Below are 16,684 nucleotides of genomic sequence, written 5' to 3' on the forward strand. Positions count from 1 at the left end.
CGGGAGACTCCATGAAAGTAGACCTTATGGCCTTACTGTCAGTGATAACAATTTTCGGGATAACGGGGTGTCAATCAGCACCGCCTACTTCCTTCACTCCAGAACAGCTTTCCGTATTACAATCACAGGGATTTAAAAATACATCATATGGCTGGACGCTGGCTCCCCAGGAAAAAATTTTATTTAGGCATAATAAAGCGACGCTGACGCCTAAAAGTAAAGCGGCGATTAAACATATCGCCTCGGCGCTGACTTCAGTAGGGTTACGGCACGCCAGAGTGGACGGACATACCGATAACAATGGCGATAGCGACTACAACCGGTCATTGTCGCTCAGGCGTGCGAATGCAGTTGCGAACTATTATGCGAAAAGCGGCAATATACCGCGCAGTAACCTTACTATTATGGGATTAGGTGAAAAGTGCCCCGTGGCCAGCAATAATACGCTGCAAGGGCGCGCGGAAAATCGCCGCGCCTCGATTATTATCACTAGCCCTTAATAACCGGCAGTATTTCATTTCTTCTATTTACCCACAACAACTGTAGGCCATCTCCAATATTAAACGGCAATTAAACGCTTTATAATAATCACCGCTGTTTATTATCGGCAGAATATCTTGTGCAGCTATTCATAATCACTTATGGCATTCACAAATAAAATATATTTAGCCAACATAATCATGACAATAAACAATACCCATTATTTACATTATCGAAAATAATGGGTGTCCATGGCCAATGACCAATTATAGTCCGTGATTCACGCCAGTCTCCTCAATGCGAATGACGTTCCCGCTCTCATTATGCCAGACGTGCTGTACCCGGTTTTGGTTAAGCATAGCGATCTGGTCGGCATGAATAGAAAAACTTCGCGCCACTTCTTCAGAACTTAAATCCTCAACGCGTTTACGCCGTTCGGTTGCAAAACGATACTGATTGTATTTTGCCCAGCCGATTAACACCAATGCATTGAAAATGCCGATGGCAAGATACAGAGAAATCGAGTTTAGCTCCGGCAGCCTGGCGTGAAATCCTTGCCACGGCGATTGCCGTATCGCCGCCAGCAGGCCTTTCTCCAGCAGCCAAATAAACCCGCCCCAGCCGCAGAGCGTCATCAAGAAGTCGATCGCTCGCGGAAACAGACGCTGCTCGGTAAAAATCAACGGAGAATTCATCGGTTACCCCTTTTCAATACCACGATCCGGACTGACCCAGCGGGCGCGCTGACGGCGCACCTTAAGCATTACTTTCGGAAAGCTGACCAGGCTGGTAAATAGACTTAACATCCAGTAAACCATCGGATACCAGATGACCCAAAAAAGCGATCTTGCCATATTTTTCTCATAGCGCCGCTCAATCAGCAGGCTGACGAAAAATTGCACCAGGCAGGTCGCCGCCAGCACGATACCGGTAAAGGCCGGCGGAAACAGATTTTGCACCTGGATGTTTCCCGGCAGCTCAACCAGCTGTCCGATTAAAAACAGCAGAATGCTGATGGCGTAGGTAAAGGCCCAAACCGTCGAAATCGTGTATTCGAAGAATAGCGCCCAGATACGGCGGTAGCGCCAGGACCACAGATTACCCAGATTCTTTAAAAACACCTCGGCCCCGCCCTGCGCCCAGCGCAAGCGCTGTTTCCACAATCCGCCCAGCGTCTCCGGCATCAGGATCCAGCACAGCGCGCGCGGCTCGAAAAATATCGACCAGTGACGCAGCTGCAATTTCCAGCTGATGTCGATATCTTCGGTGATCATATCCGAGCTCCAGTAGCCGACATCCGCCAGCGCCCGGCGCCGAAATGCGGCCACCACGCCCGACACGGTAAAAATCATGCCGTAGACGCGCTGCGTACGCTTGATCAGCCCGATGATCGAGGAAAACTCACCGACCTGAATACGCCCGATCAGCGTAGAACGGGTACGGATGCGCGGATTGCCGGTCACCGCCCCCACCCGCGGATTATCAATCAACGGCGCCACCAGATAGGCCACCGCGTCGCGATCCAGCAGCGCATCGCCATCGATGCAGACCAGCAAATCGCTCTTCGCCGCGGCGGCCCCGGTCTGCAACGCGACGGCTTTACCCTGATTACTGGCCAGATGGATAACGCGCAGCTTGGCATACTCGTCCGAAAGTTGATTAAGCACCTCCGCCGTATCGTCGGCGGAACCGTCATTAATGGCGATAACCTCAATGTTCTGATAACGCTGCGACAACGCGGCTTCGATGGTTTCTCGCGCATTCGGTCCTTCGTTGTGACAGGGGATCAGAATGGAAACCAGCGGTTCGCCTTTCAGCGCCGGCGGGGCAACGTCCTTCCCCCACCGCCAGTGGCGCTCGTAGTGGAACCAGAAATAGAGGCCGCCGGATATCCACAGTCCCGACATAAACAGCGGCCAGAAAAAGATAAAGTTCAGCATCACCTCACCGGTGAAGGTCAGTAAAATACCGACCGGAATGCTGAGCACCAGGCACAATATAAAGAAAGCGACAATACGGTCTCTCATGGCAGCGGATACCATTCTGATGAAAATACGGGGCGAATAACCTTCAGCTCAGGCCGATCGGTCAAGAAATTATCGGGGTAATAGCCATAGCTCTGGGCGCCGTTAAGCTGCAGACATTTCATCCACTCGGCCAGCTGTTCAGCGCTCAGCCAGCGTTGATCCGGCGTGCGCCAATCGACGGCCTGGAGTTCGAATACCGTTTTATTTAACGCGCCGGGGCGCTGGGCGACGGTATGCACCAGCTTTTCCAGCCAGGCGTTGCTCTCTTTTAACGGCACGTTTTCCATCAGCGGCATGGCCATCGGCGCGGTCCAGTCATAGGCGGCAAGAAAATCATCCAGATTCTGCGCGAACCACTCTTCGCTCTCCGGCTGCAGAATCGGCAGCGCATAGATATTGCGCGCCGTTTTTATCTGCGGTCCGCGGATAGCGCGCACGTGGGACGCCAGCGTCTGGGTAAAGTCAATCAGCGCCTCGCTTTTAAAACGCGTCCAGCGGGAGAACAGCTGCGGATCCCGGCGAATGGCGGCGATGGAGTCAGGGAACCCCGCCGCCTGATAGGCGCGCAGCGCATCCGGTCCGGCGTCTTCGTCATCGGCCAGCAGGGCATCATCATGAAACAGGATGCCGCCGAACGCCGCATGGGAGGCGAGATCCTGATAAATATCGATGATGCGTTGCCGCGCCTCGGCGTTCCAGGGCGACAGCCGCTTGTACTGCCGGGCGTCAACCCGCAGCCGGCCGCTGGCCAGATCGATTTTTTCAACCCTGGCCGGCGAATCGGCGCCGAAGTCAAAGGCCAGCACCGGCATCCAGGCGTAGACCACCACATTGGCGCGGGTGGAGAGCTGCCAGGAGACATGATTAAACAGGTCGGCTCTCACCGGCAGCCAGCGGTTGGGGAAATAGAGGGACTGCACGTTGCCGTCTCCCTGCGGATCGGAAAACGCCTGCAGGAAAACCGTATTGATGCCCAAATCGGCGACACGCTGCACCAGCGAATCCAGATTACGCTTTTGCTGCGCCGGATCGGGATCGTAGACATAGTCCAGATCGATATGTGCTACCCGCATAATCTCCCGTTCCCGTTCATCGACCACCATCTGCGCAAACTGCCTGATGTCGGGATTGTTGGCGATAAGCAGGCGCGGGACGTTATAGGGTTCCCGCGTCGAACCCAGCCCGTCGCCCAACGTCATGGCCAATTGATAACCATGCCGCTTAATCTGTTGCAGCGCGACGCCGCCCGCGGCGCCATAGGGCCAGACCCACACCCGCGGCGCTTTACCGGTTACCTGGGTAATACGCCGAGTGATAAGCTTGATATCGTCGTCCACGCGCCGGAGATAGTCGGCCGCGCTTTCATACTGCTCGCTCTCCGGGTGATAGAGACGGTTCACCGCATACGGCTCCAGGTTGCCCTGCGGATTGGCCACGCCGCCGTGATGTTGCGCATAGGTGTGCGCCCCGATCTCCACCAGCCCGGATTGCGCCATTTCACGCACCTGCCACCAGAACAGGAAACGCTCGCGCGGCATCAGCTGTCCGCCGAAATTCACCGGCCGATCGGCCGGGGTGTCCAGCCATTCCCCCACGGGCGCCAGCACGGCGGGCCAGCGATAAGCCTGCAGCAGGGGATAGACCCGGCGGTAAAAGCTACTGTAGCCGTCATCAAAAGTGAGCAATACCGCTTTGGCCGGCAGCGGCTTGCCGCCGGAGCGGGCCTGAAGAATATCGTCGACCGATACCGGCTGATACCCATTTTCCCGCAGCCAGACAAACTGCTCATTAAGCGCGCTGGTGCGCACCGACATAAAACGCTGGTCCGCCCCCTCGTCCTCGACGTCATGGTAAGCCAGCACAATAAAATGATTAGCCGGCCATACCTGCTCTTTGACCGGCTGGAGGCGCTCCGCCGGCGCGACAAATACCGGGCGATCGCTCTGTGAACAGGCGGTAATAGCCAGCATACCGACCATCATCAATAAATAACGCAAATGTTTCAAAAGCATCATCAGCCCTTCAAAAACGGTAGTTAACATCGAAAGACAGCGATAAATTCTGTTCCCGCTCGCCGTCGTAAGGACGTTTGTCCCAATTCACCATGGCTCCGGCGTCAAGAACATCGTTCCAGCGCACACGCTGACCGTACCCCAGCGAGGTAATGGCTCCGCGCGACTCGCCCTGCTGCCAGTAACCGCCGGCCCCGGCGACCACTTCCTGACGCCATTCGGTCTGATAGCGGCGGTAAATCAGATGATCGAGCGTTAAGGCGGGCAGTAGCGCCACATCATGGTGCGGACTGTAGTAAGGACCGCCGGACTTGCTGTTGTGGCTGCCGCTTACCGACGGGGTGAAATCCAGCGTCACAAAAGCGTCGCTATAGAGCCGCTCTTTCCCGTCAAGGCTGTATTCAACCCGTCGGTTACCGTCGGAAAACCATCCCGGCGCCAGCGCCATTCTCCACTCCCGCCTTTCACTTTGCCGCCAGCGCAGATAGGCCTCCCCGCCGTTCGCCGTCACGCCGTTGGTCAGCGCCCGCAGCGGCGTGCGCTTCATCAGACGCTCCGCGCTGCCCCCCAGGCGCCAGCTATCGTTAATGTCATGCCGGCCGGAAAGACGCGCGCCTATTTTTTGCCCATCGCCATAGTTCTGGCCCGATACTTCCGCCTCCAGCCAATTATCCCGGCTGGAGAACTCCGCGCCGCCGCGCACCAGGCGGTTGATGCCCTGCCCTTCGGCAAAGCGTCCCTGATTAAAGGCGAACCCGGAAAACAGGCGCCAGTTATCCGCCATCGGCGCGCCGTAAAGCGCGGCGTCAATCTCCGTGTCATGCTTGCCGGCGACGGGGCTGTCGGATTTAATCCCCTGAGTGCCGCCGATGCGCAGCTCCGCCATATGATGAACCCGCCGCAGCCGCTCCAGCCGGCGCGCATCGCTACTTTCCGGATAACGGGAGATCGCATCGTCGGCCAGCCGATCGGCCTGACTCCACTGCTGTAAATCCAGCGCGGTCAGCCCTTGCTGGGTCTCCAGCCGGATATCGCGCGGCGCCAGCCCTTCGGCCCGTTTCAGTTCCCTTTCCGCCCGGCGCGGCCAGCCCCGAATCAGGTAAACGCTGGCCAGGTCGACGCGCAGCCCCTGGTTTGCCGGCGCGGTATTGGCCAGGCGTTCGGCATGCCGCTGCGCCTGCGGCAGCGCATCGTGTAACAACAGCGACTGTAAAAGGCGCTGCTGCCCCTCCAGCCAGCGGTCATTCGGCGCCGGCAGCGGCGAGCCGTAAATGCGCCGATGGTGAGGCTCGCTACCGGCGAGCTGCGCGGACAGCCGCACCGCCATATCGATGCGTTCGTTTTCCGCCATGCTGTAAAAAAGGTTGTTTTGCTCGTCGGGATGCTGCATTTCCCGCGGCGCGTCGCGCGCCACGGAGCGATAAAGCCGTTCCGCCTTATCGGGCTGTTGCAGGTAAAGGTAGGCCGCCGCCGCCCAGAGCCGGGCATAGGGCGGTATGGCGTCGTTGTCGCGGCGTAAAGATTGATACTCGGATACCACGTCGGTCATACGGGAGCGCGCCAACAGCGCCCCCAGCCTGTCGATGCGGGCGCGGCGAACGTCGGCCCGCGCGCCAGGGTCGGCGCGCCAGCGGGCCAGCAAGGCGTCGTAGCGCGCCAGCGCCCGATCCGCCACCGCGAAACGCTCGCCCTCGGTAGGGCTGGGCAAAAAGGCCATCCGCACCAGCTCGGCGGCGGCCTCCGACTCGCGCTGGCGCAACGCCGCGGGCGGCAGTTCCCCCAGCCGCGCCGCCTTGAGCGCCGGCGCGCTGATACGATTACTCGCCAGCACCGCGCTATAATCGCCCAGCAGCGCCCGATTGTCCGGGGCGAGCCGCACGGCGTGGGACACCGACGCCAGCGCGTCCTCATGGCGTCCCGCGACGCGTTGCACCCATGCCAGTTCGCGCCAGTGCGCCGCGTCAGGCTCCCGCAGAGCCCGCTCCGACGCCAGGGTCAGCGCTTCCGCCACCTGACCGGCATCGGCGAGGGTCATAATCAGGCCGCTTAGCGCGTCGTCATTATTCGGCGAACGCCGCAGCACGCTACGCCATAATTCGAGGGATTCCGGCCATTGCCGCAGATTACGATAGGCTTTGGCGACCGCGGTCAGGGCGCGATCGGGTAATATCGCCACATGCCGGTAACGCCGCCAGAGTTTAATTACCTCATGGTCATTCCCGGCCCAGCCGTTAATTTGCAGCCAGTCCGCCACTTCATTTGCCGTTAATATGCGTTGATCGGATTGTTGCGAAAGCCAGGTCGTCGCTCCGGAAATATCACCCTGCCGGGCCTGAACGATTAATGCATCATAATCAGATGCTTGCACATATCCAACCCATCCCAGGGAAGCAAAAGTTATTAACCATTTCTTCCACTGAAGATAAAAACGATGCGGCCGTGCGTTAAAAAGGGGCATAACAATAGCTCCCAATATTTACAGGATTAATAAAATCTATATTTGCAATGACTCGGCTAGCGCGCCGAACCCGATAAAAATAATGTCGCGCTGCCCGCGAGAAGAAGATGTTGATATTTGAAGTTCAGGCACCTCTCGTAGACGAAAAAGCGGTTTTAGCGTATAATCATAATACGACTACTTTTTATATCCGTCTAGTATTTATACGCATATGACCGAACATTCTACAGCAAATTCAGAGCGCCTCCCCAAGGGACGAAGTTGGGGGCTGGAACGTCGCCTTCAGTTCATCGACTTTCGTCTGCGCTGGGAAGGGAATATCAACCGCACGGATCTGACCACTTTTTTCGGACTCTCAATTCCCCAGGCTTCGCTCGACATCGCCAAATACACCGAAATCGCGCCTGATAACCTGATTTACGATCGCAGCGCCAAAACCTATATCGCCACCCCCGCTTTCACGCCCATCTATCCGCAAAGCTCGGCTCAGCGTTATCTGGAGGAACTGCTGGCGACGGAGACGGGGATACTGGAGTCCGACGCCAGCTTTATCGGCACCGCGCCCGAGGTTGACTGGGCGCATTATCCCGCGCGCACCCTCAATGAGCAGACGGTGGAAATCATCGTCAAGGCGATTCGCAAAAAGATGGCGGTCCGGGTCAGCTACCAGTCGGCGACCTCGCTGGATGATTCGCTGCTGTTGTCCCCCCATGCGCTGGGACACGATGGGTTTCGCTGGCACGTGCGCGCGTTCTGCGACACCCGGCGGCAATTCAGCGACTTTGTGCTGACGCGAATTTTACGCATTGACGGCACCGAACCGGCGCAGGTGGATCCCGCCGCGGATAAGCACTGGCATACCATCCTGACGCTGGTGCTGGCCCCGCATCAGGAGCTTTCCGCCACGCAAAAGCGCATTCTGGAGCTGGATTACGGCATGGAAAACGGGGAAGTGGAATTACGCTGCCGGCAGGCTTTTCTGTATCACACCCTGAAGCGCCTGGGCCTGCAAACGGCGCAATCCGCCGAGCCGGCCGGCCAGCAGATTGTTTTGAAAAACCGGGCGGAAATTCAACCCTATATCGATGCGCTGCCGAAGGATATCTGATTTGCGCCGCAGCCGGCGCGCCCTCCATGGCCGATAGGCGCGGCGATGAGCATCGCCGCCGTCGGTTATTGATCCACCACTGAACCGTCAACGTGCAGCCGCGTTTTAAGCCCCCGGCGACGATAGGGGAAACGCTCCTCCAGATTATCGGCCAGTTCTATACCGATACCCGCCGCCGTCGGAATTTCCATAAATCCGTCGGTGCACCGGAAGGTGTTTTTCACCATGTCTTTTTTCAGCACCCCGTTCTCCACCCCGGTGGCGCCGAATTTTTCCGACAGCGCCGGCTGGTCGTCGCCGGGATACTCCAGCAGAGCGAAATTGGGAATGCTGACGGCTATCTGCAAACAGGCGGCGGTGGACACCGGGCTGAGCGGATTATGCGGCACCACCATCAGGTCGTGCGCTTCCGCCAGCGCGGCGATCTTCTTCGCCCCGGTAATACCGCCGCACATGCAGACGTCCGGACGCACATAGGAAACCGCATTGCGCTTGATCAGCATGGCGAACTCCTGCGGATTATTCAGCCGCTCGCCGGTGGCGATGGGTATGTTGATTTTATCCGCCACCTCGGCCATCGAGTCAAAATTATCGGCGCCGATGGGGTCTTCGATAAAGTAGGGATAAAACGGCTCAATGCCGCGGGAAAACACCACCGCGTCCGCCGGTTTCAGCCGCCGGTGCACTTCAATGCACAAATCCACCTCATTGCCCACCGCGTCGCGATAGGCGCCGATGCGCTCAATCGCTTCCGCCATTTCCCTGGCGTGGGTGATGAAATACGGAGTATCGCGCGATTCATCGAGAAACGGCGACAGATGACCGATGGCGGTGAACCCCTGGGCCTTGGCCTTCTTCAGGTTTTCAATGGTTTCCTCGGTGGTTTTGCCGCCGGCATGGGCGTAGACCCGCGCCTTGTCCCGGCAGCGTCCCCCCAGCAGATTGTATACCGGGGCGGCATAGTATTTGCCGGCGATATCCCACAGGGCGATATCAATGGCGCTGATGGCGCCCATAATCGCCGCGCCGCGAAAATGCCAGCAGCGATACATATACTGCCAGTGATGCTCTATGCGCAGCGGATCCTGTCCGATAAGGTAGGTACGCAGCGCGTCCACCGCCCCCTTCGAGGCATCGAGAAACCCCCAGGCGCCGGATTCGCCGATCCCCTTGAGCCCTTCGTCCGTGGTGATTTCGACAAACAGATACCGATTGACCAAAATGGTCCGTACATCAGTAATTTTCATTGGTAATGGTTTTCCTCGTCATATGCCGCGTTAATCCCCGGCGTGGGGCGCCGCGCCGGCAAGAAACAGATCCACCGCGCGCCTGACCATCTGGTGAATTTCCCCGGTATCCAGCGGCTCAGGATCGCACTGGTAGAGGCGGACTTCCGACTCCGCGGTAATCAGCGCCAGATATTGCAACGCTCTGATACGCGCATCCGCCGGGCGCAGTTCGCCGCGTTGCATCGCTTCCGTCATCAGCATGGTCAGCACGTCGATGCATTCGGTCGGCCCGGATTGGTAAAACAGCATGCCGATGTTCGAACGCCCCGCTTCCGCCACCACCATGCGATAAACCGCCATCGCGCTGCCGTCATTGGTCAGGACGAACAGCATGCGCTCTCCGAAGCGCATCAGCGTGGTCTCCAGGGAAACGTTATCCTCCACCTGCGATGCCAGTTCCGCCACCGCATCGGACAGGTGCACGGTGGTGAAGGCGCGGACAACGGCGACGAACAGTTCTTCCTTGGAAGAAAAATAGCTGTACAGCGTTGCTTTTGAGCCGCCAAGCCGTTTTGCCAGTTCATTCATCGACGCGCGCTCATAGCCCATCTCCTGAAAGAGTTTGGCGGCGACCTCAATGATAGCTTCGCGACGAGCCTGCGTCCGTACCTTCATTGTCACTCCCGTGATGTGATTTATAAGTAAACCAACCTGTACATTTTCTTGACAAACAAAAGATATCAGTGAAAACTGAACTGTACGGTTTTGTTTTGTTAGCAAACACTACTTTACCGTCCGGATCAAGCCTTGTAAAGGCGGCCAGCGCACGCCCCTGCCGCCATAGCCGACCTCTGCGCACAGCGGCAGGTTTAGCGCCACTTTTTGAATAGGATGTTGCAAATGAACTCTTCCACCAAGGTATTTCGTTTGGCAATACTCACCCTGGGCATCGCGTTAGCCGGGTGTGCCGGAACGCAGCCCGCCCTATACTCGGGCATCGACTCCTCATCGCAGCTGCGCCCGAACAGCGGCGACGAATCACACCGCATTCCTTATCGTTATGCTACGCCGGTTGACTGGAAGCAATATGCAAACGTCATTATCGAGCCCGTGGTCATCTATCAGGGCGCCGATAACCAGTTTGACGACATAGAGCAGGACGATCGCCAGGCGCTGGCCCTGTATATGCAGAACACCTTTATTAATACCCTGAAAACCCGTTTCCAACAGGTCAACGCCGCCGCGCCGCATACCCTGCGCATCAGGCTGACCCTGACCGGCGCGGAAACCACCACGCCGGTGGCGGGCACCGTCACCAAGTTCGATTTGGCGGGCGGTCCCTATAATATCGTGCAATCCATCCGCGGCAAGCAAGGCATGCTGGGCGGTTCGGTAAGCTACGCGGTGGAAATTTACGACGCGCAGACCAATCGCCTGCTCAACGCCTACGTCGCCAAGCAATATCCGAACGCGCTTAACGTCGGCGCCACCATTGGTTCGTTAAGCGCCGCCGAGGTAGGGATCGACAAAGGCGCGGAAGAACTGCTCGAGCTGCTGAAGTAAGCATGGCCGGGCGCGATGAAAACCTTTCCCGATCTGGTGATCTGCCGACACTGCGACAGCGTATATCACCGCCGGACACTGGCAGCGGGCGCCGAAGCCCGCTGCCGGCGCTGCGGATTGACGCTGTACCGCGCCAATCCTCTCCCGCTCGACCGCTGGCTGGCGCTGACGATGACCGCGGCCATCGCCTTTATGATCGCCAACCTGTGTCCCATCCTGCAGGTCAGCCTGTACGGCCTGCGCAATGAGGTCACCCTCTGGCAGTGCGTCGCCGCCCTGTCTCACGGCGCCACCCTGCCGCTGGCCGTCTGCGCCTTTCTGCTGTTGATGCTGGTGCCCGGCCTGCAAATCCTGCTCCTGGGGTGGGTACTGGTCTTTGCGCGGCGCGGCCGGACGGCGCCCGGTTTTATTCCCGCCATGAAGATGCTGCGCCGGCTGCGGCCGTGGAGCATGATCGAAGTGGGGATGCTGGGGCTGATGGTCGCCGCGGTCAAACTCGCCGGTTTTTTGCAGGTCGCGTCCGGCGCCGGCTGTTGGGCGCTGGCGGCGCTGATGTTTCTTATCGCCATTATCTGCCGTCAGGATACGAACGCGCTGTGGGAGCTTGCATCCGCGCGGCGCGGCGCCGGAGCCATGCCATGAGCCAACCTTCCCGCGCGCGGCGACTGGGCGTGATTGGCTGCCATTGCTGCGGGCTGGCGTGCCGGTATGACCACGCCGAACGGCATCCGCCCCGCTGTCCGCGCTGCCATTCCCCCCTGCGCCACCGGCACGCCGCCGGCCACCGGCTCCCGCTGGCCCTGCTGCTCACGGCGATCATCCTCTACGTTCCCGCCAACGTGCTGCCGGTGATGTCCAGCACGCTGCTCGGCAGAGGCGGCGACAGCACCATAAGCGGCGGCATCATCGACTTCTGGCAGTCGGGCTCCTACGGTATCGCGCTGCTTATCTTTGTCGCCAGCGTCGTGGTTCCCGGCACCAAGTTCCTGGCGCTCGGGCTGCTGTTGCTCACCTCGGCCTATCGCAGCCGCTGGGCCATGCGCGAGCGCGCCGCGCTCTACCGCCTGACGGAACTGATCGGCTACTGGTCGATGCTGGACGTGGTGGTGGTGGCCATCGTCTCCGCTCTGGTCAAATTTAACGCCTTAAGCGAGGTGGAGCCGCGCAGCGGGATCCTGTTTTTCGGACTGGTGGTGATTTTCACCATGCTGTCCGCCATGAGTTACGACCCGCGACTAATCTGGGATGGTGAAAACGATGCCGAGCAAATATGAACAACAGCCGACGCCCGGGGAGCCGGTCATTATCCGCCGCCGCTGGCGAGGATCGCTTATCTGGCTGATGCCGGCCGTAGCCGCGCTGATCGGCATAGCCATGCTTATCCACGCGTGGATCTCCCAGGGCCCTGAAATCACCATCAGCTTTCAGACCGCATCCGGACTTGAAGCGGGCAAAACCGCGATTAAATACAAAGACGTCACGGTCGGCATCGTCGAATCGATCGCGCTGAGCGACAACAGTTCACGCGTCGTCGCCACGGTGTCGCTGAATAACAATGCCAAAGATCTCGCCCGTTCCGATACCCGTTTCTGGGTGGTTCGCCCGCGCATCGGCGCCGGCGGCGTAAGCGGTATCGATACCCTGCTCTCCGGGGCCTACATCGGCGTGGACAAAGGCGCCGCAGAGCAGTCCGCCAGGGAATTCGTCGGGCTGGAAACCCCGCCGGCGATGATTAACGGTATGCCCGGCCGTCGCTTCAAGGTGCTGACGGACGATTTGGGTTCGCTGGATATCGGCTCCCCGGTCTACTACCGACGCGTTCAGGTCGGTCGCATCGTCTCTTATCAGCTCGCCGATGACGGCCGCAGCGTCAATCTGCACATCTTTGTCGACGCCCCCTATGACCGTTTCGTCACCCAGGATAGCCATTTCTGGAACGCCAGCGGCATTGACGTCTCGCTCGGCGCCGACGGCTTCCGGCTGAAAACGCAGACCATGACCTCCATCATCGCCGGCGGCATCGCTTTCGCCTCTGCCGATCACCTGCAAAACAGCCCTCCCGCCGCCGATCAGGCGACGTTCACGCTGGCGAAGGACTCCGAATCCGCCATGGCCGCGCCGGACGGGGAACCGATAGTATTTAAATTGCGCTTTGAACAATCGCTGCGCGGTTTGGCCATCGGCGCGCCCGTCGAATTCTCCAGCATCAAGGTCGGCCGGGTGGTCGCCATCGCCCTGGACTATAGCCAGTCCGGCTATCGCTTCCCCACCCTGGTAAGCATCGAAGTTTATCCCAACAGGCTGGGAGCGGTGCTGGAAAAATTGCCCAAGGCGGAAACAGATACCCGGCGACAGACGGCGCTATTCGTACGCGATATGGTGGCGCACGGCCTGCGCGCCCAGGCCCGCGCCGGTAATCTGCTGACCGGGCAGCTCTATGTCTCGCTTGATTTTGTCCCGCAGGCGGCAAAGGTTCCCTTTGAGGTCAACGCCTGGCCGCTGACGATCCCGACGGTCAACAGCGGATTCGAACAGTTGCAGGAACAGCTGGCCAGTATCGTCGGCAAGATAGACAAACTGCCGCTGGAATCCATCGGCCATAATCTGGATAACACCCTTGCCGATTTTGATAAAACCCTGCGGCTGATCAATAGCCAGACCCTGCCGGAGGCGAACCGCACGCTGCGTCAGACCGGCCGGGTGCTTGCCGCCACGCAGGATCTGCTGGCGGAGGATGCGCCCATGATGCTCAATCTGCAGCAGACATTGCAGGAAATGCGGCGCGCCATGCGCTCGCTGCGGGTGTTCGCCGACCTGCTCGAACGCCACCCGGAGGCGCTGCTGCGCGGCCGCCCGGCAACCCCGTCGGCGGCGGAACGCGCCGCCTTCTCTCCCCAAGGAACCCAAAAATGACCGCTTCCCTCCGCCGCGCCTTGCTGGCCGGCGTATTGCTGCTGACGGGGTGCGTCGTTTCCACCGCGCCGCGCTACTACACGCTGCTGTCTCCACAGACCGACACGGCCGCAGCCGCGGCGCCCGCCCCGTTCGCCATCGCGGTATTGCCGGTGGGCGTTCCGGTACAGATTGACCAGCCGCAGTTGGTGGTGCGCCAGGGCGACAGCGGGCTGGTGGTGCTCGACGACGCGCGCTGGCTAAGCCCGCTAAGCGACGAGATCCGCACCGCGCTCTCCAGCGAACTGGTTCAGCGCCTGGGCGCGCAGGATGTTTCCGGCCTGGCGCGTCAGGAAGGGAAGCCGGTGGTGAAAATCCACCTCCAGGTGCGCCGTTTTGACGTCTGGCCCAACCAATACGTGAAGTTCGCCGCGGACTGGAGCCTGGGATTTGCCGACCGCCCCCGACTGGTATGCGGCAGCCAGCTGACGGAAAATACCGCCGGCGGCGAGGCGGACACCGTGCTGGCACAGCAACGGGCGATCGCCCGGCTGGCGGCGCAGATAGCCGCCAACGTGCTGAATCAGACCGCTGGTCGCCAGGACGGCTGTATCTGAAAATTGATGGGCGTCGAACGCATCCGACGCCCGGCGACGGCTTAACGCCGATAGGCCAGCGAACGCACCAGGCGATCGCCCAGCGACTGCACCAGTTGCACCAGCACCACCAGCACAATAACCGTGCCGGCCATTACCTGATCGTTAAAACGCTGGTAGCCGTAGCGGATCGCCAGATCCCCCAGGCCGCCGCCGCCAATCACCCCGGCCATGGACGAAAAGCCGATCAGCATCACCACCGTCAGGGTAATGCCCGCCAGAATGGCCGGCAGCGCCTCCGGCAACAGCACTTTGCCGACCACGTGCCAGGCGGTGCCGCCCATGGAGAGAATCGCCTCCACCCGGCCGCGATCCACCTCGTCCAACGCGTTTTCCACCACCCGGGAAAAGAAGGGAAACGCGCCGATGGTAATGGGCACCACCGCCGCGGTACTGCCCAGCGTGGTTCCCACCACCAGGCGGGTAAAGGGGATCAGGGCGATCAGCAGCACCACGAACGGCAATGAGCGGCCGACGTTGATTATCCCTCCCAGCACCCGGTTTACCCACGGCAGCGGCAGCACCCCGTCGGGACGGCTGATAAACAGCGTTATCCCCGCCGGCAAACCGATCAGCACCGTGAACAGCGCCGCCAGCCCCACCATATAGAGCGTTTCCAGCGTGGCGTTCAGCATCAGGGCGTAAAAATCCTCCCAGCTCAGGCGACTCTGCATAAGCGGCTGTCCTCCACGCCGTGACGCTGCAAAAAGGCCCGTTCGGCGTCATAATCCGGCAGCAGCGCTTTGCGCAGCCGCGAGTCGGGGTCGGAGAGCAGCGCGCGCAATGAACCCTTCTCCGCCACCTGCCCCTGCTCCAGCAGCGCCGCGTGATCGCAAATGGCCTTGACCACCGCCAGCTCATGGGTGATCAGTACGATGGTCAAACCCAGTTGACGATTGATATCCGCCAGCAGCGCCAGCACCGACTCGGTGGTTTCCGGGTCGAGCGCGCTGGTGGCTTCGTCGCACAGCAGGTAATGCGGGCGGGCGGCCAGCGCCCGCGCGATGCCGACCCGCTGTTTCTGCCCGCCGGAAAGCTGCGACGGATAGGCCAGCGCCTTGTCGCTCAGCCCCACCAGATCCAGCAGTTCAGCTACCCTGGCCGCCCGTTCCCCGCGGGCGACGCCGGCGATTTCCAGCGGCACCGCCACGTTATCCCGCACGTTGCGGGCGTGCAGCAGATTAAAATGCTGAAAAATCATCCCGCTGCGCTGGCGATGCCGGCGCAGTTCCTGCTGCGACAGCGTGGTAATGTCCCGCCCGTCCATCAGAATCCGCCCCGAGGTGGGCCGTTCCAGCAGGTTAAGGCAGCGAATCAGGGTGCTTTTCCCCGCCCCGCTGCGCCCCAGAATGCCGTAGATCGACCCATCGGGAATGGTCAACGACACGTTCTCCAGCGCAGGCCGGGCGTTATCGGAGTAACGTTTTCCCAGTCGCTCTATCACAATCATTACTGCTGTCCCGCCACCGGGATCACCGATCCCTGGTAACGCTGGTTGATAAACTCGGCTATCCGGCCGGACTCCAGATCCTTCGCCAGCTGTTTGATGCGCGGATCGTTTTGCAGCGCCGGCGTGGTCGCCAGAATATTGGCGTACGGGTTATTGTCGGCGCTTTCCAGGCCGAGCGCGTCCTTCGCCGGCACCAGCCCGGCTTCCAGCGCATAATTGCCGTTGATCACCGCCAGGTCGACGTCATCCAGCGAACGGGGAATTTGCGGCGATTCGATTTCAATAATTTTCAGATTTTTGGGGTTTTCGGCGATATCCTGCGGCGTGGCCTGATCTTTTGACGGGTCGTTATAGCCGCTCTTCAGTTTGATCAGTCCCTGGCTTTGCAGCAGATAGAGCGCGCGGCTGAGATTGGTGACGTTATTCGGCACCGCCACGCTGGCGTTGTTCGGCACCTCGCTCAGGCTTTTATGTTTTCTGGAGTAGATCCCCAGCGGTTCGATATGCACCGTCGCCGCGACGACAAACGTCTTGCCGAGCGCTTTTTCCTGATCGCGCAGGTAAGGCACGTGCTGGAAGTAGTTGGCGTCGATATCGCCGTGCGCCAGCAGTTCGTTGGCATTGATGCCGCTGGTCAGCTCCACCACTTTCAGCTTCAGCGACGGGTCGATTTTCTGCACCTGCGCCAGAATTTCGGCGTGAGGCACCGCATCCGCCGCCACCCGCAGCGCGTCGGCGGCCTGCGCGGTAAACGCCAGACCTGCGGACAACGCCATCCCTGTCAAAGAGAAAATGACATGCTTTTTCAT

Annotated in this window: 16 protein-coding genes; 7 read left to right on the plus strand and 9 right to left on the minus strand. The window is 59.8% G+C overall.

Translation table 11 applies throughout. From position 1 onward, the window contains the following. The first annotated feature begins 11 nt into the window (after positions 1-11). On the plus strand, positions 12-500 hold the full coding sequence (gene yfiB / locus MFP24_RS18780; RefSeq protein WP_249231810.1) for an outer membrane lipoprotein YfiB: 489 nt from the start codon (positions 12-14) through the stop codon (positions 498-500). A 246-nt stretch (positions 501-746) separates the two neighbouring features. Here yfiB and pgaD read toward each other — a convergent pair whose 3' ends face one another. Genes pgaD through pgaA form a run of 4 tightly spaced genes read right to left on the minus strand, consistent with a single transcriptional unit; the run spans position 747 to position 6,887 of the window. After that, on the minus strand, positions 747-1,175 hold the full coding sequence (gene pgaD / locus MFP24_RS18785; RefSeq protein ID WP_249231811.1) for a poly-beta-1,6-N-acetyl-D-glucosamine biosynthesis protein PgaD: 429 nt from the start codon (positions 1,173-1,175) through the stop codon (positions 747-749). A gap of 3 nt (positions 1,176-1,178) precedes the next feature. Continuing rightward, positions 1,179-2,507: a poly-beta-1,6-N-acetyl-D-glucosamine synthase gene (gene pgaC, locus MFP24_RS18790; protein WP_249231812.1), complete on the minus strand. Its 1,329-nt coding sequence runs from the start codon at positions 2,505-2,507 to the stop codon at positions 1,179-1,181. After that, positions 2,504-4,519 carry a poly-beta-1,6-N-acetyl-D-glucosamine N-deacetylase PgaB gene (pgaB, locus tag MFP24_RS18795; RefSeq protein WP_249232166.1) on the minus strand — a complete coding sequence of 672 codons (2,016 nt, stop codon included), beginning with the start codon at positions 4,517-4,519 and terminating at the stop codon, positions 2,504-2,506. The genes pgaC and pgaB overlap by 4 nt, the downstream gene beginning before the upstream one ends. Positions 4,520-4,529: 10 nt before the next feature. Then, a complete protein-coding gene (gene pgaA, locus MFP24_RS18800; protein ID WP_249231813.1) occupies positions 4,530-6,887 on the minus strand; it encodes a poly-beta-1,6 N-acetyl-D-glucosamine export porin PgaA in 2,358 nt (785 codons plus the stop codon). Between the two features lie 301 nt (positions 6,888-7,188). Here pgaA and MFP24_RS18805 point away from each other — a divergent pair, with 301 nt between their 5' ends. Continuing rightward, positions 7,189-8,085: a BrxR family helix-turn-helix transcriptional regulator gene (locus MFP24_RS18805; protein ID WP_249231814.1), complete on the plus strand. Its 897-nt coding sequence runs from the start codon at positions 7,189-7,191 to the stop codon at positions 8,083-8,085. Between the two features lie 65 nt (positions 8,086-8,150). Here the strand turns inward: MFP24_RS18805 and dgoD are convergent, their stop codons facing one another. Beyond that, complete coding sequence (gene dgoD, locus MFP24_RS18810; protein ID WP_249231815.1) at positions 8,151-9,332, minus strand: galactonate dehydratase; 1,182 nt, start codon at positions 9,330-9,332, stop codon at positions 8,151-8,153. Between the two features lie 30 nt (positions 9,333-9,362). Further along, a complete protein-coding gene (locus MFP24_RS18815; RefSeq protein WP_249231816.1) occupies positions 9,363-9,989 on the minus strand; it encodes a TetR/AcrR family transcriptional regulator in 627 nt (208 codons plus the stop codon). A gap of 225 nt (positions 9,990-10,214) precedes the next feature. Between MFP24_RS18815 and MFP24_RS18820 the strand changes: the two genes are divergently transcribed. Genes MFP24_RS18820 through MFP24_RS18840 form a run of 5 tightly spaced genes read left to right on the plus strand, consistent with a single transcriptional unit; the run spans position 10,215 to position 14,386 of the window. Further along, a complete protein-coding gene (locus MFP24_RS18820; protein ID WP_249231817.1) occupies positions 10,215-10,877 on the plus strand; it encodes a DUF3313 domain-containing protein in 663 nt (220 codons plus the stop codon). Between the two features lie 15 nt (positions 10,878-10,892). Continuing rightward, on the plus strand, positions 10,893-11,519 hold the full coding sequence (locus MFP24_RS18825; RefSeq protein WP_249231818.1) for a paraquat-inducible protein A: 627 nt from the start codon (positions 10,893-10,895) through the stop codon (positions 11,517-11,519). Beyond that, a complete protein-coding gene (locus MFP24_RS18830) occupies positions 11,516-12,151 on the plus strand; it encodes a paraquat-inducible protein A (RefSeq protein WP_249231819.1) in 636 nt (211 codons plus the stop codon). Before MFP24_RS18825 ends, MFP24_RS18830 begins: the two co-directional genes overlap by 4 nt. Continuing rightward, on the plus strand, positions 12,135-13,790 hold the full coding sequence (locus tag MFP24_RS18835; protein ID WP_249231820.1) for a PqiB family protein: 1,656 nt from the start codon (positions 12,135-12,137) through the stop codon (positions 13,788-13,790). The genes MFP24_RS18830 and MFP24_RS18835 overlap by 17 nt, the downstream gene beginning before the upstream one ends. Next, positions 13,787-14,386 (plus strand): PqiC family protein, encoded by a 600-nt coding sequence (locus tag MFP24_RS18840; protein WP_249231821.1) that lies wholly within the window; start codon positions 13,787-13,789, stop codon positions 14,384-14,386. Before MFP24_RS18835 ends, MFP24_RS18840 begins: the two co-directional genes overlap by 4 nt. Positions 14,387-14,427: 41 nt before the next feature. On the opposite strand, the gene MFP24_RS18845 is transcribed toward MFP24_RS18840, so the two are convergent. Genes MFP24_RS18845 through MFP24_RS18855 form a run of 3 tightly spaced genes read right to left on the minus strand, consistent with a single transcriptional unit; the run spans position 14,428 to position 16,684 of the window. Further along, positions 14,428-15,099, minus strand: coding sequence for a methionine ABC transporter permease (locus MFP24_RS18845; RefSeq protein WP_249231822.1), 672 nt, complete (start codon positions 15,097-15,099; stop codon positions 14,428-14,430). Then, positions 15,084-15,875, minus strand: a complete 792-nt coding sequence (locus tag MFP24_RS18850; protein WP_249231823.1) for a methionine ABC transporter ATP-binding protein — start codon at positions 15,873-15,875, stop codon at positions 15,084-15,086. The genes MFP24_RS18845 and MFP24_RS18850 overlap by 16 nt, the downstream gene beginning before the upstream one ends. Then, positions 15,875-16,684, minus strand: coding sequence for a MetQ/NlpA family ABC transporter substrate-binding protein (locus MFP24_RS18855; protein ID WP_249231824.1), 810 nt, complete (start codon positions 16,682-16,684; stop codon positions 15,875-15,877). Before MFP24_RS18855 ends, MFP24_RS18850 begins: the two co-directional genes overlap by 1 nt.

It is taken from the genome of Brenneria tiliae (genome assembly GCF_023347575.1).
In the GTDB taxonomy this organism is placed as follows: domain Bacteria; phylum Pseudomonadota; class Gammaproteobacteria; order Enterobacterales; family Enterobacteriaceae; genus Brenneria; species Brenneria corticis.

Excerpts from the sequence above, each read along its gene's own strand:
- MFP24_RS18825 (WP_249231818.1), top strand. The coding sequence starts at position 10,893 with ATGAAAACCTTTCCCGATCTGGTGATCTGCCGACACTGCGACAGCGTA.
- pgaB (WP_249232166.1), bottom strand. The coding sequence starts at position 4,519 with ATGCTTTTGAAACATTTGCGTTATTTATTGATGATGGTCGGTATGCTG.
- MFP24_RS18830 (WP_249231819.1), top strand. The coding sequence starts at position 11,516 with ATGAGCCAACCTTCCCGCGCGCGGCGACTGGGCGTGATTGGCTGCCAT.
- dgoD (WP_249231815.1), bottom strand. The coding sequence starts at position 9,332 with ATGAAAATTACTGATGTACGGACCATTTTGGTCAATCGGTATCTGTTT.
- MFP24_RS18845 (WP_249231822.1), bottom strand. The coding sequence starts at position 15,099 with ATGCAGAGTCGCCTGAGCTGGGAGGATTTTTACGCCCTGATGCTGAAC.
- MFP24_RS18835 (WP_249231820.1), top strand. The coding sequence starts at position 12,135 with ATGCCGAGCAAATATGAACAACAGCCGACGCCCGGGGAGCCGGTCATT.
- MFP24_RS18815 (WP_249231816.1), bottom strand. The coding sequence starts at position 9,989 with ATGAAGGTACGGACGCAGGCTCGTCGCGAAGCTATCATTGAGGTCGCC.
- pgaC (WP_249231812.1), bottom strand. The coding sequence starts at position 2,507 with ATGAGAGACCGTATTGTCGCTTTCTTTATATTGTGCCTGGTGCTCAGC.
- MFP24_RS18805 (WP_249231814.1), top strand. The coding sequence starts at position 7,189 with ATGACCGAACATTCTACAGCAAATTCAGAGCGCCTCCCCAAGGGACGA.
- yfiB (WP_249231810.1), top strand. The coding sequence starts at position 12 with ATGAAAGTAGACCTTATGGCCTTACTGTCAGTGATAACAATTTTCGGG.
- MFP24_RS18820 (WP_249231817.1), top strand. The coding sequence starts at position 10,215 with ATGAACTCTTCCACCAAGGTATTTCGTTTGGCAATACTCACCCTGGGC.
- MFP24_RS18840 (WP_249231821.1), top strand. The coding sequence starts at position 13,787 with ATGACCGCTTCCCTCCGCCGCGCCTTGCTGGCCGGCGTATTGCTGCTG.
- MFP24_RS18850 (WP_249231823.1), bottom strand. The coding sequence starts at position 15,875 with ATGATTGTGATAGAGCGACTGGGAAAACGTTACTCCGATAACGCCCGG.
- MFP24_RS18855 (WP_249231824.1), bottom strand. The coding sequence starts at position 16,684 with ATGAAAAAGCATGTCATTTTCTCTTTGACAGGGATGGCGTTGTCCGCA.
- pgaD (WP_249231811.1), bottom strand. The coding sequence starts at position 1,175 with ATGAATTCTCCGTTGATTTTTACCGAGCAGCGTCTGTTTCCGCGAGCG.